Here is a 20,905-nt window from a genome sequence, read left to right as displayed (position 1 = left end):
AAGGCAATCAAAACCTATTGGCGAAAGATCGTCAAGCGCGGGAATGAGCTTTTTGAATACTCGGAGCAAAAAATGTGGGAGCTGGCTTGCCTGCGATCGCGGCGTGTCAGGCGACATTCATGGTGAACGCCAGACCGCTATCGCAGGCAAGACAGCTCCCACAGGAGATAGCGTTAGCCGATGAACGTGTGGATAACTCAGGTCTTGTTGATTTTGACCGGGCGTTTCCAACCGTCGATGTTGCGCTGGCGGGCGCGGGCGACGGCCAGTTGAGACTTATCCACATCCTGGTTGATGGTTGAGCCGGCTGCTGTGGTTGCGCCATCGTCGAGGGTGACCGGAGCAACCAAGGAGTTATTGGAACCGATAAACACGTCCGCCCCAATGGTGGTCTGGTGCTTGTTGGCGCCATCGTAGTTACACGTGATGGTGCCGGCGCCAATGTTGGTTCGCGCGCCTACAGTGGCGTCACCCAGGTAGGTCAAGTGGCCGACTTTAGCTTCCGCGTCCAACCTGGCATTCTTCAATTCAACAAAGTTACCCACATGGGCCTTGGCTCCCAGCACGCTACCTGGACGCAACCGCGCGAACGGGCCAGCGTCACTGCCCTCGCCCATCACGGCACCGTCGATATGGCTGTTGGCCTTGACCACCACACCTTTACGCAGGGTGCTGTCCTTGATCACGCAGTTCGGGCCAATCACTACGTCGTCTTCGATGACCACACGGCCTTCGAGGATCACGTTGATGTCGATCAGCACGTCGCGGCCAACGGTGACCTCACCGCGTACATCGAAGCGCGCCGGGTCGCGCAAGGTCACGCCCTGGGCCATCAGGCGACGGCCTTCGCGCAGTTGATAGTGACGTTCCAGTTCGGCCAGTTGCTTGCGGTCGTTGGCGCCCTGCACTTCCATCGGGTCGTGGGGTTGCTCGGTGGCGACCAGCAGGCCATCACTCACGGCCATCTCGATCACGTCGGTGAGGTAATACTCGCCCTGGGCGTTGTTGTTGGACAGACGACTCATCCAGTCGGCGAGTTTGTTGGCTGGCACCGCAAGAATGCCGGTGTTGCCCTCGGTGATCGCGCGTTGGGCTTCGCTGGCATCCTTGTGTTCAACAATGGCTGCGACCTTGCCGTCGGCGTTGCGCACGATGCGTCCATAACCGGTAGGGTCGTCCAGCTCAACGGTCAGCAGGCCCATCTGGCCAGGCACTACGTGTTTGAGCAGGCGCTGCAAGGTTTCCACTTCGATCAGCGGCACGTCGCCATAGAGGATCAGCACGGTGTCGGCGGTAATGAACGGCACGGCTTGCGCGGTGGCGTGGCCAGTACCCAGCTGTTTGTCTTGCAGAACGAAATTCAAGTCATCGGCCGCCAGGCGCTCGCGCACCACATCGGCACCGTGGCCGATCACCACGTGAATTCGCTGGGGGTCCAACTGCCGAGCGCTGTGGATAACATGGCCCAACATCGAATTGCCGGCGACCGGATGCAGCACCTTGGGCAGGGCTGAACGCATGCGGGTGCCCTGGCCTGCGGCGAGAATGACGATTTCAAGAGACATGAATGGCTACCAATCCTGAGCGGTCCTGCTTCAGACCAGAGATGTGTTTTGCTGAAAAAGAAAAAGGGTAGCCGAGGCTACCCTTTTTAATCAATCGCGCATAAGTATTACGGCGTAGCCGCTTACTTCTTGCGGATCTGCTGGAGCGTGCGCAGCTGGGCTGCAGCCTCGGCCAGACGTACAGCAGCAGCGCTGTAGTCGAAGTCCGCACCCTTTTCGTTCAGGGCCTTCTCGGCAGCCTTGACGGCTTCCTGAGCGGAGGCTTCATCCAGGTCGCCAGCACGTTGCACGGTGTCGGCAAGTACCTTGACCATGTTCGGCTGAACCTCGAGGAAACCACCGGAGATGTAAAACACCTCCTTTTCCCCGCCTTGCTTGGTCAGAGTGATCGGACCTGGCTTCAAGCTGGTGATCAACGGCGCGTGGCCCATGGCAATACCCAGGTCACCGAGTTCGCCGTGTGCAATCACCATTTCTACCAGACCGGAGAAGATTTCCCCTTCCGCGCTGACGATATCGCAATGGACTGTCATAGCCATCTGATTGCCTCAACCTGATGAGCGCCCGTTTCCGGGCGCCTGGATTACAGTTTCTTGGCTTTCTCGATCGCTTCTTCGATGCCGCCGACCATGTAGAACGCTTGTTCTGGCAGGTGGTCGTAGTCACCGTTGAGGATGCCTTTGAAGCCAGCAATGGTGTCTTTCAGGGAAACGTATTTACCCGAGGCACCGGTGAAGACTTCAGCCACGAAGAACGGCTGCGACAAGAAGCGCTGGATCTTACGAGCGCGGGATACCAACTGCTTGTCGGTTTCCGACAGCTCGTCCATACCCAGGATCGCAATGATGTCCTTCAGTTCTTTGTAACGCTGCAGCACGTACTGGACGCCGCGAGCGGTGTCGTAGTGCTCCTGGCCGATCACGTTCGGATCCAGCTGGCGCGAAGTCGAGTCGAGTGGATCGACCGCTGGGTAGATACCCAGGGAAGCGATGTCACGGGACAGTACGACGGTGGCGTCCAAGTGGGCGAAGGTGGTCGCAGGCGATGGGTCGGTCAAGTCATCCGCAGGTACGTATACCGCTTGGATCGAAGTGATCGAACCTTCCTTGGTCGAAGTGATACGTTCTTGCAGAACGCCCATCTCTTCAGCCAGGGTCGGCTGGTAACCTACTGCCGAAGGCATACGGCCCAGCAGTGCGGATACTTCAGTACCGGCCAGGGTGTAACGGTAGATGTTGTCGACGAACAGCAGAACGTCGTTACCTTCGTCACGGAACTTCTCGGCCATGGTCAGGCCAGTCAGTGCTACGCGCAGACGGTTTCCCGGCGGCTCGTTCATCTGACCGTAAACCAGTGCCACTTTGTCCAGAACGTTGGAGTCCTTCATCTCGTGGTAGAAGTCGTTACCCTCACGAGTACGCTCACCCACACCGGCGAACACGGAATAACCGCTGTGCTCGATGGCGATGTTACGGATCAGTTCCATCATGTTTACGGTCTTGCCTACACCGGCACCACCGAACAGACCAACTTTACCGCCCTTGGCGAACGGGCAAACCAGGTCGATAACCTTGATGCCGGTTTCCAGCAGGTCGTTGCCGCCAGCTTGCTCGGCGAACGAAGGTGCTGGACGGTGAATGCCCCAGCGCTCTTCGGTGTCGATCGGGCCAGCTTCGTCGATCGGGTTGCCCAGTACGTCCATGATCCGGCCCAGGGTCGCTTTACCGACCGGTACGGAGATGGCAGCGCCAGTGTCGACAACGTCCAGACCGCGCTTCAAGCCTTCGGTGGAACCCATCGCAATGGTACGAACTACGCCGTCGCCCAGCTGCTGCTGAACTTCCAGAGTAGTTTCCGCGCCTTGTACTTTCAGCGCGTTGTAGATGCTCGGTACGCTGTCGCGTGGAAATTCCACGTCGATAACGGCGCCGATGATTTGAACGATACGTCCGCTACTCATAGCTGGATCCTCTGAATATTTGAACCGTTAAACCGCGGCAGCGCCGCCGACGATTTCCGAGATCTCTTGGGTGATCGCAGCCTGACGCGCCTTGTTGTAGATCAGCTGCAAATCGCTGATCAGATCACCGGCGTTATCGGTAGCGTTTTTCATCGCGATCATCCGCGCCGCTTGTTCAGCTGCGTTGTTCTCGACCACCGCCTGGTACACCTGCGACTCCACGTAGCGCACCATCAAGCCGTCAAGCAGCTCTTTGGCGTCTGGTTCGTAGAGGTAGTCCCAGTGGTGCTTGAGTTCCTGATCCGGAGTCGCCACCAGTGGAATCAATTGCTCCACGGTTGGCTGCTGGGTCATGGTGTTGATGAACTTGTTGGATACCACGGACAGGCGGTCAATCCGGCCTTCCAGGTACGCATCCAGCATCACCTTCACACTGCCGATCAAATCATTGATCGACGGCTCTTCACCCAGGTGGCTGATAGCTGCAACGACGTTACCGCCGAAGTTGCGGAAAAAGGCCGCACCCTTGCTACCAACAACACACAGATCGATCTCGACGCCGTTTTCGCGGTTTACCGCCATGTCCTTGACCAGGGCCTTGAACAGGTTGGTATTCAGACCACCGCACAAACCACGGTCACTGCTCACTACCACATAACCCACACGCTTGACTGCGCGGTCGATCATGAACGGGTGGCGGTATTCCGGGTTGGCGTTGGCCAGATGCCCAATTACCTGGCGGATACGCTCCGCATAAGGACGGCTAGCAGCCATGCGCATTTGTGCCTTGCGCATTTTGCTGACCGCCACTTTTTCCATGGCGCTGGTAATTTTTTGCGTGCTTTTGATGCTCGCAATCTTACTGCGAATCTCTTTTGCGCCTGCCATGTAACACCTATCAGGTTAGCAAGCGGGAGCCTTGCGGCTCCCGCTGCGGCTTACCAGGTTTGGGTGGCCTTGAACTTCTCGATACCGGCTTTCATGCCAGCGTCGATATCGTCATTGAAGTCACCCTTCACGTTGATCTTCGCCATCAATTCGGCGTGATCGCGGTTGAAGTAAGCAATCAGCGCTTGTTCAAAGCTGCCGACCTTGGCGATTTCAACGTCGGTCAGGAACCCACGCTCAGCGGCATACAGCGACAACGCCATGTCAGCGATCGACATCGGGGCGTATTGCTTCTGCTTCATCAGCTCGGTAACGCGCTGACCATGCTCAAGTTGCTTACGGGTCGCTTCGTCCAGGTCAGAAGCGAACTGGGCGAATGCCGCCAGTTCACGGTACTGAGCCAGAGCGGTACGGATACCACCGGAGAGCTTCTTGATGATCTTGGTCTGAGCGGCACCACCCACACGGGATACCGAAACACCGGCGTTCACTGCAGGGCGGATGCCCGAGTTGAACATGGCCGATTCCAGGAAGATCTGACCGTCGGTGATGGAAATCACGTTGGTCGGAACGAACGCGGAAACGTCGCCAGCCTGGGTTTCGATGATCGGCAGTGCGGTCAGGGAACCGGTTTTGCCGGTCACTGCGCCGTTGGTGAACTTCTCTACGTACTCTTCGGAAACGCGGGATGCGCGCTCCAGCAGACGGGAGTGGAGATAGAACACGTCGCCTGGGTAGGCTTCACGGCCTGGTGGACGGCGCAGCAGCAGGGAAATCTGGCGGTAAGCCACTGCTTGCTTGGACAGATCGTCATAAACGATCAGCGCGTCTTCACCGCGGTCGCGGAAGAATTCACCCATGGTGCAACCGGAGTACGGTGCCAGGAATTGCAGCGCAGGAGATTCCGAAGCACTGGCAGCCACGATGATCGTGTTGGCCAGGGCGCCGTTTTCTTCCAGCTTGCGAACCACGTTGGCGATGGTCGATTGCTTCTGACCGATAGCTACGTAGACGCAGAAAATGCCGCTGTTCTTCTGGTTGATGATCGCGTCGATCGCCAGAGCGGTTTTACCGATCTGACGGTCACCGATGATCAGCTCACGCTGGCCACGGCCGACAGGGATCATGGCATCGACAGCCTTGTAGCCAGTCTGTACAGGCTGGTCTACCGACTTACGCCAGATCACGCCTGGAGCAACTTTCTCGACCGCGTCGGTCTCGGTGTTGCCCAGTGGACCTTTGCCGTCAACAGGGTTACCCAGTGCGTCGACTACGCGGCCCAGCAGTTCCTTACCAACCGGAACCTCCAGGATGCGGCCGGTGCACTTGGCGCTCATGCCTTCAGCCAGACTGGTGTACGCGCCCAATACAACGGCACCTACGGAGTCTTGCTCCAGGTTGAGGGCCATACCGTAGACGCCGCCCGGAAACTCGATCATCTCGCCGTACATAACGTCGGCCAGACCGTGAATCCGCACGATGCCGTCAGATACGCTGACGACAGTGCCTTCGTTACGGGCTTGGGAGGTCACATCGAGCTTGTCGATGCGGCCCTTGATAATTTCACTTATTTCGGAAGGATTGAGTTGCTGCATTGCTCTGCTGCCCCTTCAAACTCAAGATTTCAATGCTTCGGCAAGTTTCGCGATTTTGCCGCGAATCGAGCCATCGATAACCAGGTCGCCGGCACGGATAACAACACCACCAATCAGGGATGCGTCCTCCGAAGCTTGCAGGCGCACTTCCCGATTGAGTCGTGCACTGAGAACCTTGGCGAGTTTGTCTTGCTGTTCTTGGTTCAATGCAAAAGCACTGGTCACTTCAACGTCTACCGATTTCTCTGCTTCGGCCTTGTACAGGTCGAACAGAGCGGCGATCTCCGGCAGTAGCGGGAGACGGTCGTTTTCGGCAACGACATGGATGAAGTTCTGCACTTTCACATCAAACTTGTCGCCGCACACTTCAATAAAAGTGGCGGCCTTGTCTGCGCTCGTCAGGCGCGGGGCCTTGAGCACGCGCTGCATGGTGTCGTCTTGCGACACTGCTGCAGCCAGGCCGAGCATGGCTGACCAAGAGGCCAGCTGCTGGTGGGCCTGGGCGTGCTCGAAGGCTGCCTTAGCGTAAGGTCGGGCCAACGTGGTCAGTTCTGCCATGATCGCCCTCGCTTAAATTTCAGCAGCCAGTTTGTTAACCAGCTCCGCGTGCGCGTTTTGATCGATTGTGGCACCGAGGATCTTCTCAGCACCGCCGACCGCCAGAGCACCCAGTTGGGCACGCAGCGCGTCTTTGACGCCGTTCAGTTCCTGTTCGATCTCGGCATGAGCCGAAGCCTTCACACGGCCAGCTTCGACGCGGGCTTTTTCAACAGCCTCTTCGACGATCTGGTTACCGCGTTTCTTGGCTTGCTCAATGATTTCAGCTGCCTGTGCTTTAGCATCGCGCAGTTGATGACCCACTTTCTCTTGGGCCAACTCCAGGTCGCGAGCTGCACGGCTGGCAGCGTCCAAACCATCCGCGATCTTCTTCTGACGTTCGTGCAAAGCCGCGATGACCGGAGGCCACACGAACTTCATGCAAAACACTACAAAAATGAAGAACGCAACGGATTGGCCAATCAGGGTTGCATTAATGTTCACGCCAACACCTCGCTCATTCGTTGTCCATCACCCCAATCACTCGAAAAGTCGAGTGATTAGCCAGCGAGTTGACCAACGAAGGGGTTCGCGAAGGTGAAGAACAGTGCGATACCAACGCCGATCATGGTCACGGCGTCGAGCAGGCCGGCGACGATGAACATTTTAACTTGCAGCATTGGAACCATTTCTGGCTGACGCGCTGCGCCTTCCAGGAATTTGCCGCCCAGCAGGCCGAAACCAATGGCAGTACCCAGGGCGCCCAGGCCGATCAACAGTGCAACAGCGATAGCGGTTAGACCAACTACAGTTTCCATCTTTCCTCCCGACTTTTACGTCGTATGGTTTAGGTTTTTTAGATTTTAAAGCGGTAAAACAAATCGTTTCATAGGCCGTTAGAGCCCACCTTCCCGGGTGACCGGGAAGGACATCAGACTAGTCGAGACTGGTCTTAATGGTTCTCTTCGTGCGCCATCGACAGGTAGACGATGGTCAGCATCATGAAGATGAAGGCCTGCAGGGTGATGATCAGGATGTGGAACACAGCCCACGCCCACTGCAGAACCACGCCCAGGCCGCTGAGCCAGAGCAGACCGCTGCCGAACATCACAGCGATCAGAATGAACACCAGTTCGCCGGCATACATGTTGCCGAACAGTCGCAGGGCCAGGGAAATCGGCTTGGCGACCAGGGTCACGAACTCCAGCAGGAAGTTCACCGGGATCAGCAGGGCTTGAACGAAGATGTTCTTGCTGCCGAACGGGTGCAGGGTCAGTTCGCCGATGAAGCCGCCGATGCCCTTGACCTTGATGCTGTAGAAAATGATCAACGCGAACACCGACAGGGCCATGCCCAGGGTGGCGTTAGGGTCCGTGGTGGAAACCGCACGGAATGGAATGTGGTGGTCGCCGGAGATCAGGATGGCCAGCTGAGGAATCCAGTCGACCGGGATCAGGTCGACGGCGTTCATCAGGAACACCCAGACGAAGATGGTCAGTGCCAGCGGTGCAATCACCGGGCTACGGCCATGGAAGCTGTCTTTCACGCTGCCATCGACGAATTCGACCAATACTTCAACGAAGTTTTGCAGGGCACCTGGTTGACCGGAAGTCGCCTTCTTTGCCGCCATGCGGAAAATCAGGACGAAAATCAGGCCCAGTGCGACCGACCAGCCCAGAGTATCCAGGTGGAAAGCCCAGAAGCCCATTTCTTTGGCTTCTGCTGCGGTGTGGGCGAAGCCCCAGCCGCCGTTGGGAAGCTGACCGAAGGTCAGGTTCTGCAAGTGGTGCTGGATATAGCCCGAAGCGGTTGTTTCTGCCATGGTTGCCTCAAACGCCCTAAGGTTTCGAAAGTCTTGTTTTCATTAGCAGGGGAGCGAACCAGCTGACCAGTTGGGTCAACACGAAGACGCCGAATACAGCCAGCGGCGCCAATGGCTTCACACCTGCAAAGGTCAGTGCAAACAGCACTGCCGTCAAAATCAGTTTCCCTGCTTCGCCGGCATAAAAGGACCGGACGATAGCCTGGGCTGCTCGGGCGCCGGAAAACCGAAAGGCCCTGTGAGCAAAATACATATTGGGCAGCAAGGCTATCAGGCCTCCGCAAAGTCCTGAATACCCGGCTACGACTCCATGCCAATACCAAAGCGCCAATGCGGCGATCAGCAAAATGACTAACTGAGCCAATAAAACCGGGAAAACGGCCAAGCGATGGAACGGCAACGTGTTTGGCGTGCGGGTTTCCATCACTCTTGCTCCTCAATGGTCGGCTGCCGGAAATCAATAACTTGGCATAATTTGTGCCGACAAAATGCGCGCAGAGTATAGGGGCGGTTCTGCCCCTATTCAACTGCCGGGTAGTGATTTCCGATCACGCGCTACATAAGCAAATGTTTCAGCGGATGTGGGCAAGGACGCCCTGAAGCTCATCGAGAGAGTTATATCCGATGACCAATTGGCCTTTGCCTTTCTTGCCGTGGCGAATTTGCACCGCAGAGCCCAGGCGCTCGGCCAGGCGCTGCTCCAGACGTGCAATATCCGGATCAGGTTTGGCCGTTTCGACCGGTGCAGGTTTACCACTGAGCCATTGGCGAACCAGGGCCTCTGTCTGACGAACGGTGAGCCCTCGTGCGACAACGTGTCGCGCCCCCTCAACCTGTTGATTTTCCGGCAATCCGAGCAAAGCACGGGCATGGCCCATCTCCAGGTCACCGTGGGACAGCATGGTCTTGATGACTTCCGGCAACGCGATCAGGCGCAGCAGGTTGGACACGGTGACCCGGGATTTACCCACAGCCTCGGCCACTTGTTGCTGGGTCAGCTGGAATTCCTGCTGCAAACGCTGCAACGCGATCGCTTCTTCGATCGGGTTGAGGTCTTCACGCTGGATATTCTCGATCAACGCCATGGCGATGGCCGTTTCATCCGGCACATCACGCACCATCGCCGGGATGGTGTCCTTGCCAGCCTGCTGGCTGGCACGCCAGCGGCGTTCACCGGCGATGATTTCGAAGCGTCCGCCACCGATCGGGCGTACCACGATCGGCTGCATCACGCCCTGGGCCTTGATCGAATTGGCCAGTTCTTCCAGCGCCTGGGGGTCCATGTCCCGGCGTGGCTGGTATTTGCCGCGCTGGATCAGGTCCAGGGGCAGGTGTTGCAGCTCGCGCTCGTCGGCCTGCACCGCTTGTTCTTCAAGCGATGTGACGGTCGGACCACTCAACAGTGCATCCAGTCCACGTCCGAGACCTCGTTTCTTGACGGCCATGGGGATTCCTTAAGTTGGCTGGGCTGCAGCGGTGCGTGAGTTGCGGCGCTGGCGACGAACCATTTCGCCGGCCAGTGCCAGGTAGGCAATGGCACCCCGCGATTGTTTGTCGTACGCCAGGGCCGGCATGCCGTAGCTCGGGGCTTCGGCCAGACGGATGTTGCGCGGGATCACCGTGTCGTACAGCTGATCGCCAAAGTGTTCCTTGAGCTGCGCCGACACATCATTCATCAGGCTCAGGCGCGGATCGAACATGGTCCGCAGCAGGCCTTCGATCTGCAGGTTCGGGTTGAGCAACTCGGCGATGCGCTTGATGTTATCCACAAGGTCGCTCAAACCTTCCAGCGCGTAGTACTCGCACTGCATGGGGATAATCACCCCATCGGCGGCCACCAGCGCGTTCAGTGTCAGCATCGACAGTGACGGCGGGCAGTCGATCAAAATGTAGTCGTAATTCTCGCGGATCGGCGCCAAGGCGCTGCGCAGACGGCTTTCTTTCATCTGCATTTCCAGCAGCACCACTTCCGCCGCGGTCAAATCGCGGTTGGCCGGCAGCAGTTGATAACCGCCGTGTTCGGAATAGTGCATGGCCTGGGCCAGGTCGCACTCGCCAATCAGCAAGTCGTAGACCGAGTTTTCCAGGCCGTGTTTATCCACACCGCTACCCATGGTGGCGTTGCCCTGTGGATCGAGATCGATCAACAGCACCCGACGCTTGGTGGCGACCAGGGATGCTGCGAGGTTGATGCAGGTGGTGGTTTTACCCACGCCACCTTTCTGGTTCGCTATCGCGAATACCTTAGCCATTCTTGCTTGTGTTCCCAATCATGCCGTGCGGCGCAGTATCAGCAGATGGCGTTGGCCTTGGCAACCGGGTACGGCCAAGGCGTGTTCGCTATCGAGGTGGAAGTCTGCCGGCAATGCTAACAGCTCGTCGCTTGGATGAACGCCCTTCATTGCCAGCCAGCGGGTATCGCGGTCGCCCAGGTGGCGAGTCCAGTTGCTGAAGTTCTCCATGCTGCTGAACGCCCGGGAAACAATTCCGTTGAAAGGCTGTTCAGGCGTGAAGGCTTCGACCCGACTGTGGATAACTTGCAGGTTATCCAGCTTGAGTTCGAGTTTGACCTGGGTCAGGAAGCGGGTTTTCTTGCCGTTGCTGTCCAGGCACGTCACTTGCGCGTCCGGAAACAGGATGGCCAGCGGAATACCGGGCATGCCGCCGCCACTGCCTACGTCGAGCCAGCGGCCGTTTTCGATAAACGGCATCACGCTCAAGCTGTCGAGCAAATGACGCGAGACCATTTCATCGGGATCGCGCACAGCAGTCAGGTTGTAAGCCTTGTTCCATTTGATCAACAGGGCCAGATAACCCAGCAGCAAAGTGCGCTGGGCTTCGGTCAGGTCCACGCCCAACTGGCGTGCACCTGTGGATAACTCTTCGGCGTGTTGCGAGGTGACCAACGAACTCAAGCGCTTTGCTCCAACTGACGGCCCGCGCCGCGTTTTTTCAAATGAATCATCAACAGCGAAATGGCCGCCGGGGTGACGCCAGGAATACGTGAAGCCTGGCCGAGGGTCTCAGGTCGAGTTATCCCCAGCTTGCTCTGGATTTCTTTCGACAGCCCGGAAATCCCGGTGTAGTCGATATCCACAGGCAGCTTGGTGTCTTCACTGGCGCGCAGGCGAGCAATCTCGTCCTGTTGGCGATCAATGTAACCGGCGTACTTGGTCTTGATCTCGACCTGTTCGGCGACCTGTGGATCTTCTGCGCCCTGGCCGGTCACTTCGACCAGACCAGCGTAGTCGATTTCCGGACGGGACAGCAGGTTCAGCAGGTTGTATTCGTGGGTCAGCGGCGTGCCGAATTTTTCCGCGATCGCGTCGCCCTGCTCGGTGCCCGGGCGAACCCAGGTACTTTTCAGGCGCTGCTCTTCGAGCGCGATGCTTTCGCGTTTTTTGCAGAAGGCCGCCCAGCGCGCGTCATCGACCAAGCCCAGCTCGCGACCTTTTTCGGTCAGGCGCAGATCGGCGTTGTCTTCGCGCAGGATCAGGCGATATTCCGCCCGGGAGGTAAACATCCGGTACGGTTCCTGGGTACCCAGGGTAATCAGGTCATCAACCAGTACGCCGATATACGCTTCATCGCGACGCGGGCACCAGCTGTCCTTGCCCTGCGCGCGCAATGCCGCGTTGGTTCCGGCCAGCAAACCCTGGGCGCCGGCTTCTTCGTAACCGGTGGTGCCGTTGATTTGGCCAGCAAAGAACAGACCGCCGATCACCTTGGTTTCCAGGCTGTACTTCAGGTCACGCGGGTCGAAATAGTCGTACTCGATGGCGTAGCCCGGACGCACGATATGAGCGTTTTCCATGCCACGGATCGATTGCACAATCTGGATTTGCACGTCGAACGGCAGCGAAGTGGAAATCCCGTTCGGGTACAGCTCGTGAGTGGTCAGGCCTTCCGGTTCGATGAAGACCTGGTGGCTTTCCTTGTCGGCAAAGCGGTGGATCTTGTCTTCGATCGACGGGCAATAACGTGGGCCAATGCCCTCGATCACCCCGGAATACATCGGCGAGCGGTCGAGGTTGGCCGCGATGATTTCGTGGGTGCGCGCATTGGTATGGGTAATCCAGCAGCTCACCTGTTTCGGGTGCTGCTCTTTGGAGCCCATGAACGACATCACCGGAATCGGCGTATCGCCGGCTTGTTCGGTCATCACCGAGAAATCCACAGAACGCCCGTCAATACGCGGCGGGGTCCCGGTTTTCAGGCGCCCGACGCGCAGTGGCAGTTCACGCAGGCGATGCGCCAGGGCAATCGACGGCGGATCACCGGCGCGACCGCCCGAATAATTCTGCATACCGATGTGGATAAGTCCGCCGAGGAACGTACCGGTGGTCAGCACCACGGATTCTGCGAAGAACCGCAGGCCCATTTGCGTGACAACACCGCGGACCTGGTCCTGTTCGACGATCAGGTCATCGGCAGCTTGTTGAAATATCCACAGGTTCGGCTGGTTTTCCAGGGTTTCGCGTACCGCCGCCTTGTACAGGATGCGGTCGGCTTGTGCCCGAGTGGCACGCACTGCCGGGCCTTTGCGGCTGTTGAGCACGCGAAATTGAATACCACCCTTGTCGGTTGCTTCAGCCATGACGCCACCAAGGGCATCGATTTCCTTGACCAGATGGCTTTTGCCGATCCCGCCAATAGCGGGGTTGCAACTCATTGCACCGAGGGTTTCCACGTTATGCGTGAGCAACAGGGTTTTTACGCCCATGCGTGCTGACGCCAGTGCTGCCTCGGTACCGGCATGACCGCCGCCGATGACGATCACTTCAAAACGGGAAGGGAAATCCACCACGCACCTCGTGCCTGCTTATGTAGGTAATTAGGAATTGATTGGTTGAGCTGGTTTTAGAGCTTTGGCGGCAAGTATAGGGACTTAGCCCTTCCTAAAGAACCCTTTGCACAAAATTTAACCAGCTGTGGATGAATCACAGACAATAGAAATTAAAAGAGAGAAATTTATTAAATCTTTGTTTTTATGTTTATTTCTACTGAGCACGGTTTCTGTGGATAGATCTCTACAGGCCTTTATTTACGTTGTGTACAGCGTTTCAAAAGTCTGTGGTCATGTGCCAAGGAGGCCCTTGGATAAGTGCTGTAAGCCTGTGGATTAAACAGGTGGTTATCCACAGAGGGGTTTTTGCTCAGGTTTCAAGCCCTGTTATCAACTGGGCACAGGGGCGGTTATTCACAGGGCTTAATCCACAGAAATTGCTGGATCCGAGTGAATAGCGCCCACGACGAAGCCACCAGAATCCTCCGACTGCGGCAAAAACAGAGCTATTGTGAGAAAACCACGGCGCAGTTAATAATAGCGATTATCATTAACCTCGCTTGTCATGCCCTATGTCCCCTTCTTCACACACCGTTGCCGTCCAGCACATCTATGAGCAACACCACTCGTGGCTGCACGGATGGCTCAAAGGTAAATTGCATAACGCCTGCGATGCCGCTGATGTTGCGCACGATACGTTCGTGCGCATTCTGGGAGGGCGACATGCGGGACAGATCCTCGAACCGCGCGACTACTTGGCGACCATTGCCAGGGGGTTGGTGATTGATCGTTACCGCCGCCATGCCATCGAACAAGCTTATAAACAGACCCTGGCCGAACGTCCCGAAGCCACCGCCATCAATGAAGAAGACAAGGCGATCATCATCGAGACCCTGGTAGCTGTGGATAAAGCGCTGGCTGGCCTGGGTGAACGGGCACGGCGGATCTTCATGCTCTCGCAGATCGACGGGCTGACTTATCAACAGATTGCCGACCAGTTGCAGGTCTCGTTGACCACTGTGAAGAAACACATGATCCGCGCCCTGACCGAATGCTCGCTGATCATGGCCAGTCTTTGATGGCTGCGCCCGATCGCAAGACCTTCGAGGCGGCCGCCAGTTGGTTTGTGCAATTTCAATCCCAGCCGCCGACCGCCGCCGAGCGTCATGCCTGGCAGCAATGGCTCAATGGTGATCCGTCCCACTTGGCGGCGTGGAACCAGATGGAGCAATTACAGCGCAGCCTCGGCGCCCTGCCCCAGGACCTCACGCGCCGCGCATTGTCGACCACGCAACAACGCCGCCAGGTGCTCAAGTGGATGCTGGTACTCGGTGGAACCGGCTACCTGGGCTGGAATGTCCAGCAACATACTTCCCTGGGCAATGTCTGGGCTGACTACCGCACACCGGTGGGCACGCTACGGCGCATCGAGCTGGCGGATGGCACGCGGATAGACCTGAATACCAACACCGCGATTGATGTGCTATTCGACGATCGCCAGCGTTTGATCCGCCTGCGCGAAGGTGAAGTGCTTATCCACACCGGCAAGTCCGGCGGGCAGACGCCCTTTTATGTGGAGACGCGCCAGGGCCGGATCCAGGCATTGGGCACGCGGTTTACCGTGCGCCAATTGCCGGACGCCACGCGCGTTGGTGTGCTGGAAGATCGAGTCAGTGTGGCGCCGGGTGACCAACCCGATCATGTCCGACTGCTCGGAGCAGGTGAAAGCGTCGACTTCGACCGACAGCACGTGGGGCTCAACCAGCCTTATCGCCGCACCCAGGCAGCCTGGGTCGACGGACAACTGATCGTGCTGGACGCACGGCTTGGGGATGTGATCGACGACCTCGCCCGCTATCGGCCGGGCATGCTGCAGTGCGATCCGGCCTCGGCACGCCTGCGTGTTTCCGGGACGTTTCGCCTGGACGCCACCGACGCGGTATTGGCCAACCTGCAAGCAACCCTGCCGATCCAGGTGAAATACTTCACCCGTTATTGGGTATCGGTGAAGCGCATCGGTTGAGGGGAAAAATTATCCACAAGGGGGTTATCTTTTTTTTACCTGGCGCGGCCCTACAGGTAATCACGACGCTACCTTCAGGGCTTATCCACCTATGCGCCTTCCTACCAAGATCCGCCAACGACTCTCCTACCACGGCATGAGCTGCGGTTTGCTGCTCACGTCTGCCGCCACCAGCATGTTGCTCTGCACGGGTGCGATGGCTGCTAGCGCGGTGCAGCACTACACCATTGGGGCTGGCCCGCTGGACGGCGCCTTGAGCCAGTTTGCCGCCCGGGCCAATGTGATTCTGTCCTTTTCGCCCCAGCAAACCGCGCAATTGAACACCCCAGGGCTGGAGGGGGACTATTCGGTGGATCAGGGCTTCGCACTGCTCCTGCAAGACTCGCGACTGCAGGCTGTCGCCCAGGCCCCCGGCAGCTATGTCCTGCAGGCGGCTCCCGAAGGTCAACTGACCCTCGCCCCAACAACCGTGAGTACTTATCAACAGGCGGGTTTCAATCAGGACATCGCCGCGGATGTTGGCTACAAGGCGCAAAACAGCCGCATCGGTACCAAGACCAGCACGCCGCTGTCGGAAACACCGCGCTCGGTGTCGGTGGTCACCGGCCAGCGCATCAAGGACCAGAAATCCCAGAGCCTGACTGAAGTATTGGGCTATGTACCCGGCATTTTCGCTCCACCCTTTGCGGCTGGCGACAGCCTGGCGGGCGACCTGTTCTTCATTCGCGGTTTCAACGCCACGGATTATGGCTACGGCCTGCTACGTGATGGCTTACGCGTACAAGGCAATCGGTACGACACCACCAGCGAGCCTTATGGCCTGGAGCGGGTCGAGATTTTCCGTGGTCCGTCTTCCCTGCTCTACGGCGAAAACGCCCCAGGTGGCTTGGTCAACCTGGTCAGCAAACACCCGACTTCTACCCCGCAAGGCGAGGTGCAGTTGGGGTATGGCACGAACAACCGTCGCCAGGTGGGTGTGGATATCTCCGGTCCGCTCAATGACAACGAGAACATCCTTGGCCGCGTGGTGATGCTGGGTCGCAAGTCCGACACCCAGACCGATCACGTCCCGGATGATCGGCTCTATATTGCGCCCTCCCTGACCTTGAATTTCGACGACTACAACACCCTCACCCTGCTGGCCAACTATCAGAAAGACCACACCAACCTGGAACTCGGCCTGCCCGCTGCCGGCACGTTGCTTAAAAACCCCAACGGTAAGCTGTCCAAACACACCATGCTCGGTGATCCGGACTGGAACACCTTCGAACGCGAAGCCTGGAGCACCGGCTACGAATTCAGCCACACCCTCAACGACGACTGGCAGTTCCGCCAGAACTCGCGCTATATGCAGTCACGCATCAACCGGCATGAAACCTGGCCAAGCACGCTGAATAATCGTGGATTCGGTACCCAACTGAACATGACCGCCTACGACCGCTACAACAAGTCGATGGTGTACTCCCTGGATAACCAGCTTGAAGGCAAATTCCAGCTGGGCGAACTGGAAAATACCCTGTTGTTCGGCGCCAGCTACGACCGCACCTCATTCAACCAGGACTGGGACGCTGGCTTCGCCGGCACCATCAATGTGTATAACCCGGTATACCTGCGCGACCCGCTTACGCCGGTCGCGGTGCAAAACACCTTGCTCGAACAGCAGATGAAAGGGGTTTATGCACAGATCCAGAGCAAGTATGACCACTGGCTTTTTCTGCTGGGAGGCCGCCAGGACTGGGTCGACAGTGACTTCCGCGACAAAGTGAACAAGGCCAGCAATACCGACTCGCAGGATCACAAGTTCACCTATCAGGGCGGGGTGATGTATCAGTTCGACAACGGCCTGACGCCGTATGTCAGCTACTCCACCGCGTTTGTACCGGTGCAGCAGATTTCCAATGCCGGCTCCCCCTTGAAGCCGATCACCAGCAGCCAGTACGAAGTGGGTGTGAAATACGAGCCGATCGGCTGGGACACCGCGATGACATTATCGGTGTATGACCTGCGCAAGCAGGACGACACCTACCTCGATGCAACCACCAACAGTTATCGCCAGGTTGGCGAGAGCCGAGCCAAGGGCGTGGAGGTGGAGGTCAACAGCAACATTACGCCCAACCTGAACCTCACTGCGGCCTACACCTACACGGACGCACGTATTACCAAGGACTCGGCCACGTCGCTGGTCGAAGGACACCAGATGAGCGGAGTTCCACGCAACCAGGCGTCGCTGTGGAGCAAGTACCGGTTCCTCGACGGCCAGTTGAAAGGCGTGTCCCTGGGCGGCGGTGTGCGTTATTTCGACAGCACCTTTTCCTACACGGCGCCATCGCTGTACGGAAAACTCGACGCGGGAAGTGTCACCTTGGTGGATGCGTCAGTGGGTTATCAGATAGACAAACACTGGTCTGTGGATCTGAACGCCAAGAACCTGTTCGACAAGGAATATGTGTCCGGCTGTAACGATGCGGGCCGCTGTTATTGGGGCGACAGCCGTACACTGCTTGGGACAGTTTCGTATAACTGGTGATGGATGAGGCCTGAAGCATCTGGACGTCTTCAGGCCACTGTCGCCGGCAGGGGTTGTGGATAACCTGGTTATTTGCCGATGCAGAAGCTGGAAAAGATCCGTCCCAACAAATCATCGGAGCTGAAGGCACCGGTGATTTCCCCCAGCAGCTGCTGCGCCTGGCGTAAATCCTCAGCCAGCAGCTCCCCCGCCCCCGCCAGGGTCAGCTCCGCTCGACCATGCTCCAGCGCCGCGCTGGCGTGGCGCAGTGCCTCCAGGTGCCTGCGGCGCGCACTGAAGCTACTTTCCGATGTCTGCTCGAAGCCCATGCATGCCTTGAGATGCTCACGCAGCAATTCCAGGCCTTCGCCTGCCGACTTGGCGCTCAGGCTGATGGTGACGTGGCCATCCTCGCTGGTTTCCAGGGCGATGGCTTCGCCCGTCAGGTCGGCCTTGTTGCGGATCAAGGTGACTTTGGCCGGGTCCGGCCGTTGCTCGAGGAATTCCGGCCACAGTGCAAAAGGATCCACAGCCTCCGGTGCCGTGGCATCCACCACCAGCAGCACGCGGTCAGCTTCGCCGATTGCCTTGAGGGCGCGTTCGACGCCGATCTTTTCCACCTGGTCTTCAGTGTCGCGCAGGCCGGCGGTGTCGACCACGTGCAACGGCATGCCGTCGATGTGGATATGTTCGCGCAGGATGTCACGGGTGGTGCCGGCGATCTCGGTGACAATCGCGGCTTCGCGACCTGCCAGGGCGTTGAGCAGACTGGATTTGCCCGCATTCGGCCGGCCGGCAATCACCACGGTCATACCGTCACGCAACAACGCGCCCTGCCCGGCTTCACGCAGTACTGTGGATAACTCATCGCGGACTTTATCCAGCATTGCCAGGACGTGGCCATCGGCAAGAAAGTCGATTTCCTCTTCCGGAAAATCGATCGCAGCCTCCACGTAAATGCGCAGGCTGATCAATTGCTCGGTCAAGTTATGCACACGCAGGGAAAAAGCCCCCTGCAATGAGCGCAACGCATTGCGTGCCGCCTGTGCAGAACTGGCTTCGATCAAGTCCGCAATGGCTTCAGCCTGGGCCAGGTCGAGCTTGTCGTTGAGGAAGGCGCGCTCGCTGAATTCGCCCGGGCGAGCCAGGCGGCAACCCAATTGCAGGCAGCGCTGCAGCAACATATCCAGCACCACCGGGCCGCCGTGGCCCTGCAGTTCCAGGACGTCTTCACCGGTGAATGAATTCGGGCCTGGAAAATAAAGCGCCAGGCCCTCGTCCAACACACTGTTGTCAGCGTCCAGGAACGGCCCGTAATGGGCATACCGCGGCTTCAACTCGCGACCGCTGATCGCCTGTGCTGCCCTGCCGGCAAGCGGCCCGGAAATACGAACGATACCGACACCGCCGCGACCTTGAGCGGTAGCGACAGCAGCGATGGTTTCACGAGGAGCGCTCATCAGCAGGTTCCAGAACAAAAGTGACGGAAAGCAAAACGCCCCACTAGGGGGCGTCTTGAGTGGTTATCCACAGAGTAAATTACGCCGCAGCTTTTTTGGTAGCCGCTTCGATTTTACGTGTGATGTACCACTGTTGAGAGATCGACAACACGTTGTTGACCACCCAGTACAGCACCAGACCAGCAGGGAACCACAGGAAGAAGAAGGTGAAGATGATTGGCATCATTTTCATTACCTTGGCCTGCATCGGATCCGGCGGAGTCGGGTTCAGACGCTGCTGGATAAACATGGTCGCGCCCATGATGATCGGCAGGATAAAGAACGGGTCTTTGATCGACAAGTCAGTTATCCACAGCATGAACGGTGCCTGGCGCATTTCCACGCTTTCCAGGAGTACCCAGTACAACGACAGGAATACCGGCATCTGCACCAGAATCGGCAAGCATCCACCCAGCGGGTTGATCTTCTCTTTCTTGTACAGCTCCATCATGGCCTGCGACATTTTCTGCCGGTCATCACCATGTTGCTCTTTCAGCGCGGCCAGTTTCGGCGCAACGGCACGCATACGCGCCATCGACTTGTAGCTGGCGGCCGACAGCGGGAAGAAAATCCCTTTGATCAGCATGGTCAGGAAGATGATCGAGAAGCCCCAGTTACCCACAATGCTGTGGATATGTTGCAGCAACCAGAAAATCGGCTGGGCAATGAACCAGAGGAAGCCGTAATCCACAGTCAACTCAAGACCTGGGGACAACTCTTTCAGCACGGCCTGGCTTTTCGGACCGGCGTACAGGGTAGCGCTGGTCTCGGCCTTGGCACCTGGAGCGACGGTCAACGCCGGGCCAGTGAAGCCAATGATGTAGTTACCCTGGCTGTCCTTGCGGGTTTGAACCAGGTTCGCGTCACCCTTGTTCGGGATCCAGGCGGTCACGAAGTAGTGTTGCAGCCAGGCAACCCAGCCACCTTGGACGGTTTCTTTCAGCGAGCCCTTGTCGATATCTTTCATCGACACTTTTTTGTACGGCTCGTTACTTGTCCACAGGGCAGCGCCCAGGTAAGTCGCGGTGCCAGTGGCGGTGCTGGAAGAAGGATCGGAACTGGCGTCACGCTTGAGCTGGGCAAACAGGTTGCCGCTCCATGGCTTGTCGCTTTCGTTGTCGATCAGGTAAGTGACCTTCAAGTCGTACAAACCACGGGTGAAGCTGAAACGCTTGATGTAATTGACGCCGTCGAGGCTGAATTTCAGGTCGACGTTCAACTGGTTCTGGCCGTCAGCCAGTTGATAAGTCTTTTGCTCGGTCGAATAAACCGGACGACCGGTAGCACGTGCATCCGGACCGTTGGTGCCGGTCAGGCCACTTTGCGCCAGATAAGTCCGTTCACCACCGTTATCGAACAGTTGGAACGGGACATCCGGATGGTCTTGGCGACGTGGATACAGCGGCAGTTTCAACTGCGCGATATCACCACCTTGTGGGTCGATAGCCAGGTCGAGCACATCCGTTTTCACGTGGATGAGGTCTTTATTGGTGACCACTGGCGTTTCTAAAGGGGCGCTTGTCTCGCCATTCGCGCTGGGAACATCGGCACTCGCGGACGCATTGTTACCCAGCGGGGTGTCCGGAATAGCCGGCGCAGCCTGATTGGTAGCAACATTCTGAGTCGGCAGGGCAGCCTGGCCATAGTCCTGGTTCCACTTAAGAACCATGACGTAGGACACGATTGCCAGGGCGACGATCAGGATCGTGCGTTTAATATCCATG

Annotated in this window: 19 protein-coding genes; 3 read left to right on the top strand and 16 right to left on the bottom strand. The window is 57.8% G+C overall.

What is annotated here, in order from left to right:
* Positions 1-197 precede the first annotated feature (197 nt).
* From glmU to mnmG, 14 genes are all read right to left on the bottom strand, one after another.
* Positions 198-1,565, bottom strand: coding sequence for a bifunctional UDP-N-acetylglucosamine diphosphorylase/glucosamine-1-phosphate N-acetyltransferase GlmU (glmU, locus tag C9990_RS31550; protein ID WP_106805578.1), 1,368 nt, complete (start codon positions 1,563-1,565; stop codon positions 198-200).
* 122 nt (positions 1,566-1,687) lie between these two features.
* Complete coding sequence (locus tag C9990_RS31545; protein ID WP_003177061.1) at positions 1,688-2,104, bottom strand: F0F1 ATP synthase subunit epsilon; 417 nt, start codon at positions 2,102-2,104, stop codon at positions 1,688-1,690.
* Positions 2,105-2,148: 44 nt separating this feature from the next.
* The gene (gene atpD, locus C9990_RS31540; RefSeq protein ID WP_015886645.1) at positions 2,149-3,525 is read right to left on the bottom strand and encodes a F0F1 ATP synthase subunit beta; all 1,377 of its coding nucleotides are present in this window, start codon (positions 3,523-3,525) and stop codon (positions 2,149-2,151) included.
* Between the two features lie 27 nt (positions 3,526-3,552).
* Positions 3,553-4,413 (bottom strand): F0F1 ATP synthase subunit gamma, encoded by an 861-nt coding sequence (atpG, locus tag C9990_RS31535; protein ID WP_003233565.1) that lies wholly within the window; start codon positions 4,411-4,413, stop codon positions 3,553-3,555.
* Between the two features lie 50 nt (positions 4,414-4,463).
* On the bottom strand, positions 4,464-6,008 hold the full coding sequence (gene atpA / locus C9990_RS31530) for a F0F1 ATP synthase subunit alpha (protein ID WP_003177064.1): 1,545 nt from the start codon (positions 6,006-6,008) through the stop codon (positions 4,464-4,466).
* Between the two features lie 21 nt (positions 6,009-6,029).
* On the bottom strand, positions 6,030-6,566 hold the full coding sequence (locus C9990_RS31525) for a F0F1 ATP synthase subunit delta (RefSeq protein ID WP_015886646.1): 537 nt from the start codon (positions 6,564-6,566) through the stop codon (positions 6,030-6,032).
* A 12-nt stretch (positions 6,567-6,578) separates the two neighbouring features.
* Positions 6,579-7,049 carry a F0F1 ATP synthase subunit B gene (locus tag C9990_RS31520; protein WP_106805577.1) on the bottom strand — a complete coding sequence of 157 codons (471 nt, stop codon included), beginning with the start codon at positions 7,047-7,049 and terminating at the stop codon, positions 6,579-6,581.
* 56 nt (positions 7,050-7,105) lie between these two features.
* Positions 7,106-7,363, bottom strand: coding sequence for a F0F1 ATP synthase subunit C (atpE, locus tag C9990_RS31515; RefSeq protein WP_002555987.1), 258 nt, complete (start codon positions 7,361-7,363; stop codon positions 7,106-7,108).
* Between the two features lie 134 nt (positions 7,364-7,497).
* Positions 7,498-8,367, bottom strand: a complete 870-nt coding sequence (gene atpB / locus C9990_RS31510; protein ID WP_034101609.1) for a F0F1 ATP synthase subunit A — start codon at positions 8,365-8,367, stop codon at positions 7,498-7,500.
* A 16-nt stretch (positions 8,368-8,383) separates the two neighbouring features.
* Positions 8,384-8,791 carry a F0F1 ATP synthase subunit I gene (locus tag C9990_RS31505; protein ID WP_043048220.1) on the bottom strand — a complete coding sequence of 136 codons (408 nt, stop codon included), beginning with the start codon at positions 8,789-8,791 and terminating at the stop codon, positions 8,384-8,386.
* A 148-nt stretch (positions 8,792-8,939) separates the two neighbouring features.
* Positions 8,940-9,812 (bottom strand): ParB/RepB/Spo0J family partition protein, encoded by an 873-nt coding sequence (locus tag C9990_RS31500; RefSeq protein WP_015886650.1) that lies wholly within the window; start codon positions 9,810-9,812, stop codon positions 8,940-8,942.
* Positions 9,813-9,821: 9 nt separating this feature from the next.
* Positions 9,822-10,619: a ParA family protein gene (locus C9990_RS31495; RefSeq protein ID WP_010207696.1), complete on the bottom strand. Its 798-nt coding sequence runs from the start codon at positions 10,617-10,619 to the stop codon at positions 9,822-9,824.
* An 18-nt stretch (positions 10,620-10,637) separates the two neighbouring features.
* Complete coding sequence (gene rsmG / locus C9990_RS31490) at positions 10,638-11,282, bottom strand: 16S rRNA (guanine(527)-N(7))-methyltransferase RsmG (protein ID WP_106805576.1); 645 nt, start codon at positions 11,280-11,282, stop codon at positions 10,638-10,640.
* Positions 11,279-13,171: a tRNA uridine-5-carboxymethylaminomethyl(34) synthesis enzyme MnmG gene (gene mnmG / locus C9990_RS31485; protein ID WP_065902900.1), complete on the bottom strand. Its 1,893-nt coding sequence runs from the start codon at positions 13,169-13,171 to the stop codon at positions 11,279-11,281. The genes rsmG and mnmG overlap by 4 nt, the downstream gene beginning before the upstream one ends.
* Before the next feature lie 554 nt (positions 13,172-13,725).
* Between mnmG and C9990_RS31480 the strand changes: the two genes are divergently transcribed.
* The 3 genes from C9990_RS31480 (at position 13,726) to C9990_RS31470 (ending at position 17,703) form a co-directional block, all read left to right on the top strand.
* On the top strand, positions 13,726-14,232 hold the full coding sequence (locus C9990_RS31480; protein WP_106805575.1) for a sigma-70 family RNA polymerase sigma factor: 507 nt from the start codon (positions 13,726-13,728) through the stop codon (positions 14,230-14,232).
* Positions 14,232-15,176: a FecR domain-containing protein gene (locus C9990_RS31475; protein WP_106805574.1), complete on the top strand. Its 945-nt coding sequence runs from the start codon at positions 14,232-14,234 to the stop codon at positions 15,174-15,176. Before C9990_RS31480 ends, C9990_RS31475 begins: the two co-directional genes overlap by 1 nt.
* A 91-nt stretch (positions 15,177-15,267) precedes the next feature.
* Positions 15,268-17,703: a TonB-dependent siderophore receptor gene (locus C9990_RS31470; RefSeq protein WP_106805573.1), complete on the top strand. Its 2,436-nt coding sequence runs from the start codon at positions 15,268-15,270 to the stop codon at positions 17,701-17,703.
* 68 nt (positions 17,704-17,771) lie between these two features.
* On the opposite strand, the gene mnmE is transcribed toward C9990_RS31470, so the two are convergent.
* Positions 17,772-19,142 (bottom strand): tRNA uridine-5-carboxymethylaminomethyl(34) synthesis GTPase MnmE, encoded by a 1,371-nt coding sequence (gene mnmE / locus C9990_RS31465; protein WP_106805572.1) that lies wholly within the window; start codon positions 19,140-19,142, stop codon positions 17,772-17,774.
* 79 nt (positions 19,143-19,221) lie between these two features.
* The gene (yidC, locus tag C9990_RS31460) at positions 19,222-20,904 is read right to left on the bottom strand and encodes a membrane protein insertase YidC (RefSeq protein WP_065902690.1); all 1,683 of its coding nucleotides are present in this window, start codon (positions 20,902-20,904) and stop codon (positions 19,222-19,224) included.
* Position 20,905 lies beyond the last annotated feature (1 nt).

The sequence above is a fragment of the Pseudomonas sp. S5D5 genome (genome assembly GCF_003013355.1).
GTDB classification, from domain to species: Bacteria; Pseudomonadota; Gammaproteobacteria; order Pseudomonadales; family Pseudomonadaceae; genus Aquipseudomonas; species Aquipseudomonas aylmerensis.
Note: the sequence above shows the minus strand (reverse complement) of the source record. Positions and strands in the feature narration are given on the sequence as shown.